Genomic DNA, 13,582 nt, shown 5'->3' with positions numbered 1-13,582 from the left:
TTCGTGCGGATGCTTCAGCTCCAGCGTAGAACCAGGGACCGCTTGCGTGTGACTTCGCCGCGGTGCGCGAGGACCGCCCGCCCCTTCGTGTCGGGCCACGGTGTGACGTCGACGCCGGTGGTCACGCACGAGTCCGGTGCACGCCTCGGGGTACGGGTGGGAGAGGCCGGCCGCCTCGACGGCGAGCAGGGTGCCGTGGTGCTTTCACGTGTGCGCCTTCCGGGCCTTGCGCGCGTGCACCGCGCGGCTCATCCGCCGGCCCAGCAGCAGGTAACCGAGCAGCGCGCCGCTGGTGTTGAGAATGACGTCGTCGATGTCGAAGGCCCGGCCCGTGACCAGGGCGCCCTGCGCGAACTCCACCAGCAGCATCACCACCGCGGTCAGCAGCAGCACTTTCAGCAGGCCCCGGGTGCGCGGGGCGACGACCGGGACGAGCACGCCGAACGGCACGCCGAGCAGGATGTTCCCGCCGACCTGCTTCACCGCGTCCCTGAGCGCCGGCTGGTCCAGGTAGGCCCGCAGCGAATCCCCGGGACGCAGGTTGGTGTGGGTCAGCGCCTCCGACGCGGGGGAGGGGTTCAGTGTCAGCCGGGCCAGCACCACGGCGAACGCCACCATGAACACGAAGGCGCACAGCGTCGCGAGCAGGCGCAACGGAAGCGGGAGCGGCCGGCGTTCCGGCTGCCCGGCGTCCGCCCGCGCCTTGTCGGCACGGGGACGCGAAGGGAAACGCAGCCCTGAGGCGACACGAGCCATTTCATTCCTCCAAGAGTCAACATCCCCGCGTGGCGGAGCTATTACCCGCCGAACCGCCGGGGATGCCCGACGGTTCGGCGGTCCTCCCGTTCTCGCTCACTCCTCGGTGAGGGAGAACGCTCAGGTGCCGTAGGCCACCCGTACTTCCTTGAAGCCCAGGGAGCGCAGCAGACCCTGGAGCATCGCCGTGGTGTTGCTCTCGGCTCGGGTCTTCAGCTCGCTCTCCTTGGCGGCGTCACCGATGTGCCGGGCCGCGAGCTTCTGCACGGCCTGCTCGCTGTTCGGGTTGTCCGAGAACAGGTCGCCGAGGCGGTCGAGGAGTCCGCGCTGCTTGGACACCGCGTACGAGCGGTCGGGGTCCAGGGCCGGCTCGCCGAGCGCGGCGTGCGGCAGCCGCAGCGTGGCCGACGTCCGGTCCTCGTTGACCGTCACGTCGTCCTCGCCCACCTTCCCGAGGTCGACGTAGGCGTCGACGGTGCCCGCCCCGACGTACAGGGTGCGGGAGCCGCGGACGGCGTCGGGCAGGAACTTGGTGTCCTTCTCCAGGTCCACGACGACCTGGAAGTTGCCGGAGGCTGCCTCGTAATGGCTGATGTCCTGGATGGACTTGAGCAGCGCGGGGCCCGAGCGGTCCTTGGTCTCGGTGCCGAACAGGTCGTTCAGGCCCGGAATGACGCTCAGCCGGAGCCCCGCGAACAGCACGGCGAGGACCACCACGACCGCGGTCAGCACCTTCGCCCAGCCGGGCATGCGCCTCGCGGGCCTCTCGACGGGACGCGTGGGATTCTTGACGGGAGTCGTCATGGCGACGGCCCTCCTTCCTACTGACCCTGATGCCCCCCATCTCCCCGGCCAGACAGAACAGTTGGCGGACGCGGACCGGGGACGGGTGCACGGCGGGGCGTACGGCGGCTCAGGGCCGCCGCTTCAGCGGGCGGTCCGTGCACGGACGGGACGACCACACCGCCTCCCCGTGGGTGAGTCCCGGCAGTCGCAGTTCGGCCTCCCGGACCCGCCGGGCCGGCAGCTCGCCGGTGAGGATCCAGGCGGGGTCGCCGCCCGTCGTGCCGGTGAAGTCGGCGCCCAGCGCGGCGAGCCGGGCCGTCACGGCGGCCAGCGCGTCCGGCGGGATCTCCGCCTCGAAGGCGTGGTACGGCTCGTAGAGCACGGTCCCCGCCCGGCGCAGGGCGCGGCGCAGCACGATCGGCGTCAGCCCGCGGAAGTCGGCGGCGGTGCTGACCGGCGAGCTGAAACCGGAGCGGATCAGCGTCACCCGGCAGTCCGTGACCGCCGCCCCGGCCGGTCCGGTCAGCAGCGTGGCGTGGACGGTCTCCTCCACCGCCTGGTGGAAGGCGCGGGGAAGTGCGCCCAGCTCCGTCTCGTGGGTGAACACCACGCCCGAGCCGCGCGGACCCGGTTCGACCCGCAGTCCGACCGTCGCCCAGTACCGGGTGTGGTCGAGCCACGGCATCTCCTCCGCCGCCTCACCCGTCCCGGCCGGGCGCTCCAGGAACCGCACCCGGCCGGGCGTGAACTCCGCCTCGACACCGAAGTCCTCGGCCAGCGTCGCCGCCAGCACCTCCATCTGGACCTCGCCGTACAGCAGCAGCGCCGTCGTGCCGGACGCCGCCGGGCGGGCGTGCAGCAGCGGGTCCTGGTCGGCCAGCGCGAGCAGCGCGGAGCGCAGCGGCGCCGCCTGCTCCGGGCGCCGCGCCCGGACCAGGGTCTCCAGCGTCGGCGCCGCGAACTGCGGCGCGCGGTCGGTGAGGTCGCCGAGCCGGTCGCCGACGCGCAGGCCGCCCGGCACGGTGAGCGCGGCGATGTTCCCGGCGGTGAGCGTGGCGCCCCCGCCGACGACGTCGAGGCGGGTCACCCGGCCGGAGACTTCGGTGGTCCGGCCGTCGGCCTCGCGCCGCAGGAACGTCAGCCGCCCGCGCGGGCGCACCTCACCGTCGTAGAGGCGCAGGTACGCCGTCCGCCCGCCGCCGGGCTCCGGGCGAACGGCGAAGACCGTGCCGCGCGGCGCCGCGGAGGCGGCCGGTGCCGGTGCGGCGGCCGCCGGGACCAGTGAGACCAGGCCCTCGACCAGCTCGGCCACGCCCTGACCGCCGAGCGCGGAGCCGTGGTACAGCGGGTGGAAGGAGCCGTCGGCGGTGCGGGCGGCGAGGGCGGTGGCGAGATCGTGCGGCGTCGGCCCGGGACCGTCCACCAGGGCCGCCAGGATGTCCGGATCGACCTCGGCGAGCGCCTCGGCGGTCCGCTCGTCCGGCGGGCGGGCCACCACCCGGGCGCCGGCGGTGCCCGCGCCCGTCACCGCCGTCAGCGGCGCGACGTGCGGAGTCAGCAGGCGCCGCACGTCGTCGAGCAGGCCCTCGGGTCGCGCCCCGGCCCGGTCGACCTTGTTGACGAACACGAGCGTGGGCAGCCGCAGCCGCCGCAGGGTGCGCAGCAGCACGCGGGTGCGCGCCTGCACGCCCTCCACGGCGGAGAGCAGCAGTACCGCGCCGTCGAGCACCTCCAGGGCCCGCTCGACCTCGGCGACGAAGTCGGAGTGTCCCGGGGTGTCGATCAGGTTGACCTGCGTGTCGCCGACGGTGAAGGCCGCGACGGCGGAGCGGATGGTGATGCCGCGGCGGCGCTCGATGCCGCCGTCGTCCGTACGGGTGTCACCGGCGTCGACGCTGCCGAGCCGGTCGACCGCGCCGTGGTCGAAGAGCAGCCGTTCGGTGAGGCTGGTCTTACCGGCGTCGACGTGGGCCAGAATGCCGATGTTCAGGGTGTGCGTGGGGTGCATGAGCGGTCGCGTCCTCGGGAACCGTGGGCCGGAAGGGGCACTGGGGGATTCCGAGGAGTCGGCGCATGCGGGGATCCTGACCTGAGAGGTCCCAGGGACCTGGGAGAACAACGGACGGCGCCATCATGCCGTCGGCTGCCCGGGCCGGCGCAACCGGATTTCCGTAAGCTGAGGATCCCGGCCGGACAGGATCACGCGAGGAGCGGGCCGTGCGAGACATCGCCGTGTTCAGCGGTAGTGCCCATCCCGTGCTGGCCGAGGAGGTCTGCGCACAGCTGGGGGTGCCGCTCAGCCCCACCCGGGTCAGCCGGTTCGCCAACGACTGCCTGGAGGTGCAGCTCCTGGCCAACTGCCGGGAGCGGGACGTCTTCCTGGTCCAGCCGCTGGTCAAGCCGGTCCAGGAGCATCTGGTCGAGCTGCTGCTGATGTGCGACGCGGCCCGCGGCGCGTCGGCCGGCCGCATCACGGTCGTCATGCCGCACTACTCCTACGCCCGCTCCGACAAGAAGGACGCCCCGCGCATCTCCCTGGGCGGCCGCCTGGTCGCCGACCTGCTGGTCGCGGCCGGCGCGGGCCGGGTCCTCGCGATGACCCTGCACTCGCCCCAGGTGCACGGCTTCTTCCCGGTCCCGGTCGACCACCTGCACGCACTGCGGGAACTGGCCGCGCACTTCCGGCAGTACGACCTGTCCCGCACCACCGTCGTCTCGCCGGACCTGGGCAACGCCAAGGAGGCCGCCGCGTTCGCCCGGATGCTCGGCGCCCAGGTGGCGGCCGGCGCCAAGCAGCGGTACGCCGACGACCGGGTCAGCATCAGCGCCGTGATCGGGGACGTCGCCGGGCGCGACGTCATCGTGCTCGACGACGAGATCGCCAAGGGCAGCACGGTGCTGGAACTCCTGGACCGGCTCCGGGAGTCGGGTCCGCGCACCATCCGCCTCGCCTGTACGCACGGGCTGTTCGCGGCCGGTGCGCTGGGGCGGCTCAGCGAGCAGCCGGAGGTGCTGGAGATCGTGTGCACCAACACCGTGCCGGTGCCCGCCGACGACCACACGGACAAGCTGCGGATCCTGTCCATCGCCCCGGCACTCGCCGAGGCCGTGCGCCGCATCCACAACGGTGAGTCGGTCAGCGCCCTGTTCGACGCGCGGCCGGCAGGCTGACGCCCAGCACCTCGTCCAGCGTCCGCCGGGGCGGCAGCAGCCGGGTCAGGCCGGTGATCCGCAGCATCCGCAGGGTGAGCGGGTGGGCGCAGACCAGGTGGACCTGTCCGCCCCCGTCGAGCACCTGGCCGCGGGCCCGGTGGAGCAGCCGCAGGCCGGAGCAGTCGAAGAACTCGATCCCGCCGAGGTCCAGGACGACCCGGGCGCCGGGGCGCCGGGTCTCCCGGTCCAGGTGGGGCGTGATTTCCGCGGCCGACGCGATGTCGATCTCGCCGTGGAACTCCAGCACCGTGTGCCCCCGGTCGTGGCGCACGCGCAGATGCCGGGTGGGCGACGCCGATTCCTGCCGCACGAAACTTGCCTCCAGGTTGTTCCGGGACCTGCTTCCGGCCTGCTTCCGGAGGGCTCAACCAGCCAGCCCGCACGAAAAGTTACCCCGATCGAGCGAATCTGAGCATGTTCGATTGACATATGTCATCGAAATCTCACAGCCGGGTCGATCAGTCGACAACGAGAACGATCTTGCCCGTGGTGCGGCCGGTCTCTCCGAGCGCGTGCGCCTCGGCCGCCTCGGCCAGCGGGAACGTCTTCTCGATCGTCGCCCTCAGCTTCCCCGCCTCGACCAGGGACGCGATCGCCTCCATGTCGGCCCGGTCGGCGTCCACCAGCATCCGCACCGCGCGCACGCCGAGCCGCTCGGCCTCCTCGAAGAACTCGTCCGACCCGACCGGCAGGATCGAGACCACCACCCCGCCGGGGCGCAGTACGCGCAGCGACCGCAGGGACGTGTCGCCGCCGATCGTGTCCAGCACGACGTCCACGTCCTTCACCGCCTCGGTGAAGTCCGTCTCCCGGTAGTCCACGGTCTCGTCCGCCCCCAGGGAGCGCAGGAACTCGTGCTTGCCCGCGCTGGCGGTGCCGATCACATGGGCGCCCCGGGCCTTGGCGATCTGTACCGCCACATGGCCCACACCGCCGGCCGCCGCGTGGATCAGCACCCGCTGTCCCGGCCGGACGTCGGCCCGCTCCACCAGCGCCTGCCACGCCGTCAGCGAGACCAGGGGGAGCGCGCCCGCCTGGACGTGGTCGATCCCGGCCGGCTTGTGCGTGAACGTGCGGGCGGGAGCGGTGACGTACTCCGCGTGGGAGCCGTGGCCGAAGGGGTACGAGAGCATGCCGAAGACCTCGTCACCGGGCGCGAAGGCGGCCACGCCGATCCCCACCGCCTCCACCCTGCCCGAGACGTCCCAGCCCAGTACGAACGGTGGCTCACCGAGGAAGCCGCCGTTCGCCCGGTGCTTCCAGTCGGTCGGGTTCACTCCGGCGGCGCGCACCCGCACCAGCACCTCGTTCGGGCGCGGCTCGGGGCGCGGGGGCCGTACCTCCTTCAGGACCTCGGGGCCGCCGAGGACGTCCTGGCCGATGGCGCGCATGGTGTTCATCGAGAACCTCGCAAGTGGGGAGTGGTTCCAGGGGCACGGTCTGCAACCTCCGACGAGATCGTGTCATTCCCGGGGCGGCGCGGCATCCGGATGCCCTGGTAGGCAGGGGGACGTGCCGACCCGGTACGGCCATGACGCCGCCTCAGGAGCCCGCCGTCGCCGACTGAATCGGTCCCGCCGGGATATCAGCTAGGTAGAGGGCACGGAGCAGGTCGGCCCCGCGCCCGGAATCCTTCGGAGGAGACATGGCAACGGTCAACGCGGGCGTCGTGGTACTCGACTGCGCCGAGCCCGAGAAGCTCGCCGAGTTCTACAAGGGCCTGCTGGGGGCGGAAGAGACCGAGGCGACCGCCAACCGGGTCGAGATCGAGGGCCCGCGCGGCTTCCGCATGGCCTTCCGGCGGGACGTCAACGCGACCCCGCCGAGCTGGCCCCGTCCCGAGAACTCCCTCCAGGTCCACCTGGACTTCGTGGTGGCGGAGCTGGACGAGGCCGAACGCGCGATCGTGGGGCTCGGCGGACGCCCCGTGGAGGCGAAGGACCCGGCCGGTCCGCACGAGGAGCGCGGCTTCTCCGACCCGGCTGGGCACTCCTTCACCGTGCGCCTGGCCACCGCGCCGACGGCGCCCAAGCAGGGCTGACCACAGCCTGCCGGGCGCCGTCGCGGGGGGAGCGGGGGAGGAGGGGACTGACCGCGACGCGGTCGAGGGGACCGCGACGCGGTCAGTCCCGTCCGCCCTTGTCGACCGGCCACACACCGGTCGAGCGCTCGATGGCCTTGGCGCCCGTACGGTCCACGGCGCTGCGCACCGCCGCGAAGATGGCGCCCTGGATCGCGGCGGCCAGCAGGATCTCGCCCCAGCCGCGGTCCGGGTCCAGCGCGTCGGGCGCGTCGTCCTCGTGCCGGATCAGCTTCCAGGTCTTCTGGAACGCCATCCCGGCCAGCGTGCCGCCCACCCAGCCGAGCGCGAACCCGACGGGCTTGTAGGCGAGCGGGAGCTTCTTCTTCTTGGGCTTCGCCATGCGTGTCTCTCCTTGCGTGGGGTGCGTGGTGTCTGCGGAAAAGTCAGGGCCGGCCCGGTACCGGCACCTCCTCGCCGGCCCGGACGGGCCCGGGCGGAGTGCCGTCACCGAACGGCCGCCCGCCCAGCTCCTCCCGGTGGTGGGGCGTGAGCCAGCCGGCGAGGTCCGGGCCCAGGGGCACGATCGCCGTCGGATTGATGCCGGTGTGCACCTGGTAGTAGTGGCGCTTGATGTGGTCGAAGTCGACGGTGTCCCCGAACCCGGGCGTCTGGAACAGGTCGCGGACGTACCCCCACAGCACCGGGTGCTCCGCCAGCTTCCAGCGGTTGCACTTGAAGTGGCCGTGGTAGACGGCGTCGAAGCGGACCAGCGTCGTGAACAGCCGGATGTCGGCCTCGGTGACGGTGTCGCCGACCAGGTAGCGCTGCCGCTCCAGCCGGGGCGCCAGCTGCTCCAGCCGCCGGAACACGCCCGCGCACGCGGCCTCGTACTCCTCCTGGCCGGTCGCGAAGCCCGCCCGGTACACGCCGTTGTTGACGTCCTCGTAGACGCCGGCCATCACCTCGTCGATCTCGTCGCGCCGCGACTCGGGATACAGGTCGGGCGCGCCCGGCCGGTGCAGCGAAGTCCACTCGGTGGCGAGGTCCAGGGTGATCCGCTGGTAGTCGTTGGTGACCAGCGCCCCGGTGGGCACGTCCACGATCGCGGGAACGCTCACCCCGCCCGGATAGCCGGTCTCCCGCCGGTCGTAGGCCTCGCCCAGGTAGCGGATGCCGAGGACCGGGTCGCGGCCGTCCGGGTCCAGCGTGAACCGCCAGCTGCGGTCGTCCTGGATCGGATCGGCGACTGCCAGCGACAGGGCGTCCTCCAGCCCGAGCAGCCGCCGCGAGACCAGGGCCCGGCTCGCCCACGGACAGGCCCGGCTGACCACCAGACGGTACCGGCCGGACTCGACCGGCCAGCCGTCGCGGCCGTCCGCCGTGATCCGGTCCGCGAAGTGGCTCTTGGACCGCTTGAACGGCTTCCTGCCGTACCCGCTGTTGCCCGGCATCCCGCCGTCACCGCTCATGGGCCTGCCTCCAGTCTTCCGGGTGCCCTGGTGGACGCGTTCCCCGTTTTCGGCCGTCGGCACTGGTGGGCCACCCACAAGGCGGGGTGTGAGTGCTGCCGCCACGGGCATTCGGCCCTTCGTGACTGGGACAGCCGCGCAGGAGCAGCCAGGTCGGAAGGACGACGGGGCGCACTGGGAGAAGGGTGACTGGAGTGGTGACGAGAACCGTGACGGGAGGAACGTGAGCGCCGAGACCAAGGCCGACCGCAGGACCAGGGTGACCGTGCTGGTCGCCCTCGCCGCCAATCTGGTGATCGCCGTCGCCAAGGCGGTCGGCGGATTCCTCGCGGGATCGCCCGCGCTGCTGTCGGAGGCCGCGCACTCGGTGGCGGACAGCATGAACGAGGTCTTCCTCCTCGCCGCCCTGCGCCGCAGCCGCCGCCCCGCCGACCGCAAGCACCCCTTCGGCTACGGCAAGGAACGCTTCTTCTGGTCGCTCCTCGCGGCCGTCGGCATCTTCGTCATGGGCGGCTGCTTCTCCTTCTACCAGGGCATCGAGGCCCTGCGCACCGGCGCCGACGAGGAACTGAGCGGCTACGTGGCCGGACTCGTCGTGCTCGGCATCGCCCTGCTCGCCGAGGGTGCCTCGCTGCTGCGGGCCCTGCACCAGGTCCGGGGCCAGGGCGGCATGGCCACCGGGCTGCGCGACCCGGCCCTACGCACCGTCGTCGCCGAGGACGGCACCGCGGTGCTCGGGGTGACCCTCGCCATGGCCGGCATGGTCCTGCACATGGTCACCGGCCAGGTGGTCTGGGAGGCCTGCGCCTCGCTCGCGATCGGCGGACTGCTCGTGTACGTCGCCTACCGGCTGGGCCGCGAGGCCCGCGACCAGTTGATCGGCGAGGCTGCCGACCCCGAGGCCAGCGGCCGGATCTGCGCCCTGCTGGAGGCCCAGCCGGAGATCGACAGCGTCGAGGCGCTGTTCACCATGAAGACCGGCCTCGACTCCACCCTGGTGGCCGCGCGCGTCGACCTGATGCCGGGCATGGACAGCGAACGGGTGGAGGAGGTCGCGGTGCGCATCAAGCGCTCGATCGCCCACATGGTTCCCGAGGCGGGGGAGATCTTCCTCGACGTCACCGACCGCCCCGCGCGCGAGGCGGCGGAAAGCCCCGCCGCGACGGGGGAACGCGGCGGGGCCTGACCCTCGGGTGCCCGGAACCCGGCGCTCCATGCACGCCGTCGCCGGGAATCCGGTGCGCCCGGATCAGCTTCCGTCGGCCGGCTCCAGGACGAAGACGGGGATCTCCCGGTCCGTCTTCTTCTGGTAGTCGGCGTACGGCGGATAGGCCGCGACCGCACGCTCCCACCACTCGGCCTTCTCCACGCCGGTGACCTCACGGGCCGTCATGTCGCGCCGCACCGGCCCGTCCTGAAGTTCCACGTGGGGGTCGGCCTTCACGTTGAAGTACCAGACCGGGTGCTTGGGGGCGCCGCCGAGGGAGGCCACCACGGCGTACGCGCCGTCCTGCTCGACCCGCATCAGCGGCGTCTTGCGGATCTTCCCGCTCTTGGCCCCCCGGGTGGTCAGCACGATCACGGGCAGGCCCGTGTTCTGCAGGGTCGTGCCCTTCGTGCCGCCCGAGCTCTCGTACAGCTCGACCTGTTCACGCACCCACTTCGTCGGGCTGGGTTCGTACTCACCGTCCAGAGGCATGTGTGCATCCGTTCCGTCGTCGCTCAGTCACTCAGTCGCTCAGTCGCTTCGTCGGGCCGGCCGGCCCGGTGTACGTCACCGACCGGTGCGGACCCCTCCCATCCATACCGCATCCTGCCCCCGAACGGCCGGGCACCGTGCCGCCCGGCCGGATCCGGCGGGCGGTCGGCGCTCCCGGACGGCCCGATCGCGCCACGAACCCGGCGCGCCCGGCCGCCCGGGGCCCGAGTGGCGCCCCGCACCCGGTGATCCCCGGCCACTCTGTTCCCGTCACCGATCTGGCCGAACTTGGCGTCGCCGCATAGATGCCCGAGGCATCTAATGAAGATCGGCACGACGCACTCTTTCGTCTGCGAGGTCTTCCATGACGGACACGGACACGACGCACCCCGTCGCCTTCCCGCAGGACCGGACCTGTCCCTACCACCCGCCCGCCGCCTACGACCCGTTGCGCGCCACCCGTCCGCTGGCCCGCGTCACCCTCTTCGACGGCCGCCCCGTGTGGCTCGTCACCGGACACACCACCGCCCGCCGGCTGCTGGCCGACCAGCGGCTGTCGACCGACCGCACCCGCGACGGCTTCCCCGCCACCTCCGCACGGCTCACCGCGGTACGCGGGCGCAGTCCCGCCCTGCTCGGCGTCGACGACCCGGAACACCGCGCCCAACGCAGGATGGTGATCCCGGAGTTCACCCTCAAGCGCGCCGCCGCCATGCGCCCGCGCATCCAGGAGATCGTCGACGAACGGCTCGACGCGATGATCGCGCGGGGCCGCTCCGCCGACCTGGTGCCGGCCTTCGCGCTGCCGGTGCCCTCGATGGTGATCTGCGCGCTGCTCGGCGTCCCCTACGCCGACCACGACTTCTTCGAGGAGCAGTCCCGCCGGCTGCTGCGCGGCCCCCGGCCCGAAGACACCCTCGAGGCGCGCGACCGACTGGAGTCGTACCTGGGGGAGTTGGTCGACCGCAAGCGGAAGGAGCCCGGCGAGGGTCTGCTGGACGACCTGGTCCGGCAGCAGCTGAGCGAAGGGGCCCTCGACCGCGACCAGTTGATCGCCTTCGCGGTCATCCTGCTGGTCGCCGGCCACGAGACCACCGCCAACATGATCTCCCTGGGCACCTTCACCCTCCTGCGGAACCCCGGACGCCTGGCCGAACTGCGCGCGGATCCCGGGCTCCTGCCCGGCGCCGTCGAGGAACTGATGCGGGTGCTCTCGATCGCGGACGGACTGCTCCGGACGGCCGTGGAGGACATCGAGGTGGAGGGGCACACCATCCGGGCCGGCGACGGGGTCGTCTTCTCCACCTCCGTCATCAACCGCGACGAGACGGTCTACCCCGAGCCGGACGCTCTCGACTGGCACCGTCCGGCCCGCCATCACGTCGCCTTCGGGTTCGGCATCCACCAGTGCCTGGGCCAGAACCTGGCCCGCGCCGAACTGGAGATCGCCCTGCGCAGCCTCTTCGAGCGGCTGCCCGAACTGCGCCTGGCCGCCCCGGCGGAGGAGATCCCCTTCAAGCCCGGCGACACGATCCAGGGGATGCTGGAACTCCCCGTGGCCTGGTAGGAGGGTCCGCACATGCACATCGGTATCGACCGGAACACCTGCATCGGGGCGGGCCAGTGCGCCCTGACCGCCCCGGAGGTCTTCACCCAGGACGACGACGGCTACAGCGCGCTCCAGCCCGGCCGGGAGGACGGGGGCGGCAGCGCCCTGGTGCGGGAGGCCGCCCGCGCCTGCCCCGTCGGCGCGATCACCGTGTCGGAGCGGGTCGGCTGACACCGTGCCCGCGCGGGCCGGGACCCCGCCGCCGGCGACGAGGCGAACGCGGTGCGGTGGAGGCCGCCACAGGTGAGACAGGGGCGCCGAAGAGCCGGCCTCGGGACCGGGGTTCGAGCCCGCGCGAACACGTACGCTCGCCCTGGTACGGATGATCCGGAAGACAGGAGCAGCAACGATGCAGTACGTGAAGCTCGGTTCGACGGGCCTGGACGTGTCGCGGATCTGCCTGGGCTGCATGACGTACGGGGTCCCGGACCGCGGCACGCACGAGTGGACGCTCGACGAGGAGGCATCGCGCCCGCTCGTCCGGCAGGCGCTGGAGGCGGGTATCACCTTCTTCGACACCGCCAACGTCTACTCCGACGGCACCAGTGAGGAGATCGTCGGCAAGGCGCTGCGCGACTTCGCCCGCCGCGACGACATCGTGCTCGCGACCAAGGTCAACGGCCGGATGCGGCCCGGCCCCAACGGCGCCGGCCTGTCCCGCAAGGCGATCATGACGGAGATCGACCACAGCCTCCGGCGGCTGGGCACCGACTACGTCGACCTCTACCAGATTCACCGCTACGACCGGGACACCCCGGTCGAGGAGACTATGGAGGCCCTGCACGACCTGGTGAAGGCGGGCAAGGTCCGTTACATCGGGGCCAGTTCGATGTACGCCTGGCAGTTCTCCAAGATGCAGTACACCGCCGAGCGGCACGGCTGGACGAAGTTCGTGTCGATGCAGAACCACTACAACCTCGTCTACCGCGAGGAGGAGCGCGAGATGCTGCCCCTCTGCGCGGACCAGGGCGTCGGCGTGCTGCCCTGGAGCCCGCTCGCCCGCGGCCGGCTCACCCGCGACTGGGACACCGCGACCGAGCGCAGCGCCACCGACAACTTCGGCAGCACCCTCTACCAGGAGGGCGACCGGGCCGTGGTCGAGGCCGTCACCCGCATCGCCGGCGAGCGCGGAGTACCGCGCGCCCAGGTCGCCCTCGCCTGGCTGCTGCACCAGGACACGGTGACCGCCCCGATCGTCGGCGCGTCGAAGCCGGGGCACCTCGACGACGCCGTGGCGGCGGTGGAACTGACGCTCAGTGAGAAGGAGACCGAGGAGCTGGAGCGCCCCTACGCGCCCCACCCGATCGCCGGCCACTGATCCTGGCACGGGCGCCTCAGGGGCCCGTGCCCGCCTCCAGGGCGGTGACGGACACCGACGACTCGTCGCCGCCCACCGGGACCTCGCCGGCCGTCCACTTCACCTTGAGGGGGTCGTGCTCGTCCGGCGGGGTGACGAGCAGGGCCGCCGGGGTGGCCGTGCGGGCACCGCTGATCTGCGGGCTGGAGAACGACAGCCCGGCCCAGGCGCTCTCGCCCGGCGTCAGCGTGACGGTGCGCGGGGAGGCGGGCGTGCGCTCCGGGTCCGGGCCCAGCTGCTTGCCGGACGCGTCCAGGAAGGCGGCGCCGGGATGGCCGTACAGCGTGCAGGTGCGGTCGGCGGTGTTGGTCAGCACCACCGGGAAGTTCCGCTGGCCGGCGCCCGGGTCGACGCGGCCGACCGTGGCGCGCAGCTCGGAGGTGTGGCAGCGGCCGTCGGTACGGCCCGAGGCGGAGGCCGACCCCGCGGTGTCGCTCGGCGCGGCGCCGACCGCGGGCGCGGTGCCGGTCGCGGTACCGGGGTCCGTCGCGGCCCCGGGGTCCGTGGCGGTCGTGCGGGCGGACTCGGCGGGCCGCGGGGTGCTCGACGTACCGCTCTCGGTGCCGCAGGCGCTCAGCAGGCCGAGAAGCGCGGCCCCGCTCGCGAGCAGGGCCGTCCGGCGCAGCGGCTGGGACGTGTTCGCCATCGCTTTCCACACTCCCGTCAGGTC

15 protein-coding genes are annotated in these 13,582 nt (G+C 72.6%); 6 read left to right on the top strand and 9 right to left on the bottom strand.

Annotation, left to right across the window (positions count from 1 at the left end):
• Positions 1–204: 204 nt before the first annotated feature.
• The 3 genes from ACZ67M_RS19165 to otr(A) all read right to left on the bottom strand — a co-directional run bounded on the left by ACZ67M_RS19165 (position 205) and on the right by otr(A) (position 3,550).
• Positions 205–756, bottom strand: coding sequence for a VanZ family protein (locus ACZ67M_RS19165; RefSeq protein ID WP_392017140.1), 552 nt, complete (start codon positions 754–756; stop codon positions 205–207).
• A 120-nt stretch (positions 757–876) separates the two neighbouring features.
• On the bottom strand, positions 877–1,560 hold the full coding sequence (locus ACZ67M_RS19160; RefSeq protein WP_385796651.1) for a DUF4230 domain-containing protein: 684 nt from the start codon (positions 1,558–1,560) through the stop codon (positions 877–879).
• Positions 1,561–1,669: 109 nt separating this feature from the next.
• Positions 1,670–3,550 (bottom strand): tetracycline resistance ribosomal protection protein Otr(A), encoded by a 1,881-nt coding sequence (otr(A), locus tag ACZ67M_RS19155; RefSeq protein ID WP_469851844.1) that lies wholly within the window; start codon positions 3,548–3,550, stop codon positions 1,670–1,672.
• Positions 3,551–3,759: 209 nt separating this feature from the next.
• On the opposite strand from otr(A), the gene ACZ67M_RS19150 reads away from it, so the two are divergent.
• Entirely contained in the window at positions 3,760–4,713 is a 954-nt protein-coding gene (locus ACZ67M_RS19150) for a ribose-phosphate diphosphokinase (protein ID WP_469851843.1), read from the top strand.
• Here the strand turns inward: ACZ67M_RS19150 and ACZ67M_RS19145 are convergent.
• A complete protein-coding gene (locus ACZ67M_RS19145) occupies positions 4,679–5,065 on the bottom strand; it encodes an anti-sigma factor antagonist (protein ID WP_385796655.1) in 387 nt (128 codons plus the stop codon). The genes ACZ67M_RS19150 and ACZ67M_RS19145 overlap by 35 nt on opposite strands.
• Positions 5,066–5,213: 148 nt before the next feature.
• A complete protein-coding gene (locus ACZ67M_RS19140) occupies positions 5,214–6,155 on the bottom strand; it encodes an NADP-dependent oxidoreductase (protein WP_469851841.1) in 942 nt (313 codons plus the stop codon).
• 245 nt (positions 6,156–6,400) lie between these two features.
• On the opposite strand from ACZ67M_RS19140, the gene ACZ67M_RS19135 reads away from it, so the two are divergent.
• Positions 6,401–6,796, top strand: coding sequence for a VOC family protein (locus ACZ67M_RS19135; RefSeq protein ID WP_122615221.1), 396 nt, complete (start codon positions 6,401–6,403; stop codon positions 6,794–6,796).
• Positions 6,797–6,878: 82 nt separating this feature from the next.
• Here ACZ67M_RS19135 and ACZ67M_RS19130 read toward each other — a convergent pair whose 3' ends face one another.
• Complete coding sequence (locus ACZ67M_RS19130) at positions 6,879–7,178, bottom strand: DUF4235 domain-containing protein (RefSeq protein ID WP_122615220.1); 300 nt, start codon at positions 7,176–7,178, stop codon at positions 6,879–6,881.
• Between the two features lie 43 nt (positions 7,179–7,221).
• Positions 7,222–8,247, bottom strand: coding sequence for a glutathione S-transferase family protein (locus tag ACZ67M_RS19125; protein WP_469851839.1), 1,026 nt, complete (start codon positions 8,245–8,247; stop codon positions 7,222–7,224).
• Between ACZ67M_RS19125 and ACZ67M_RS19120 the strand changes: the two genes are divergently transcribed.
• A complete protein-coding gene (locus tag ACZ67M_RS19120) occupies positions 8,246–9,433 on the top strand; it encodes a cation diffusion facilitator family transporter (RefSeq protein WP_469851838.1) in 1,188 nt (395 codons plus the stop codon). The genes ACZ67M_RS19125 and ACZ67M_RS19120 overlap by 2 nt on opposite strands.
• A 63-nt stretch (positions 9,434–9,496) precedes the next feature.
• Here the strand turns inward: ACZ67M_RS19120 and ACZ67M_RS19115 are convergent, their stop codons facing one another.
• A complete protein-coding gene (locus tag ACZ67M_RS19115) occupies positions 9,497–9,946 on the bottom strand; it encodes a nitroreductase family deazaflavin-dependent oxidoreductase (protein ID WP_382814202.1) in 450 nt (149 codons plus the stop codon).
• 364 nt (positions 9,947–10,310) lie between these two features.
• Between ACZ67M_RS19115 and ACZ67M_RS19110 the strand changes: the two genes are divergently transcribed.
• The 3 genes from ACZ67M_RS19110 (at position 10,311) to ACZ67M_RS19100 (ending at position 12,873) form a co-directional block, all read left to right on the top strand.
• Positions 10,311–11,513, top strand: coding sequence for a cytochrome P450 (locus tag ACZ67M_RS19110; RefSeq protein WP_385796662.1), 1,203 nt, complete (start codon positions 10,311–10,313; stop codon positions 11,511–11,513).
• A 12-nt stretch (positions 11,514–11,525) separates the two neighbouring features.
• A complete protein-coding gene (locus ACZ67M_RS19105; RefSeq protein WP_361359585.1) occupies positions 11,526–11,726 on the top strand; it encodes a ferredoxin in 201 nt (66 codons plus the stop codon).
• Between the two features lie 178 nt (positions 11,727–11,904).
• Positions 11,905–12,873, top strand: a complete 969-nt coding sequence (locus ACZ67M_RS19100; protein ID WP_392017156.1) for an aldo/keto reductase — start codon at positions 11,905–11,907, stop codon at positions 12,871–12,873.
• Positions 12,874–12,889: 16 nt separating this feature from the next.
• On the opposite strand, the gene ACZ67M_RS19095 is transcribed toward ACZ67M_RS19100, so the two are convergent.
• Positions 12,890–13,558: a DUF4232 domain-containing protein gene (locus tag ACZ67M_RS19095; protein ID WP_361359591.1), complete on the bottom strand. Its 669-nt coding sequence runs from the start codon at positions 13,556–13,558 to the stop codon at positions 12,890–12,892.
• Between the last annotated feature and the right edge of the window lie 24 nt (positions 13,559–13,582).

The organism is Streptomyces sp. NPDC107500, assembly GCF_055582785.1.
Note: the sequence above shows the minus strand (reverse complement) of the source record. Positions and strands in the feature narration are given on the sequence as shown.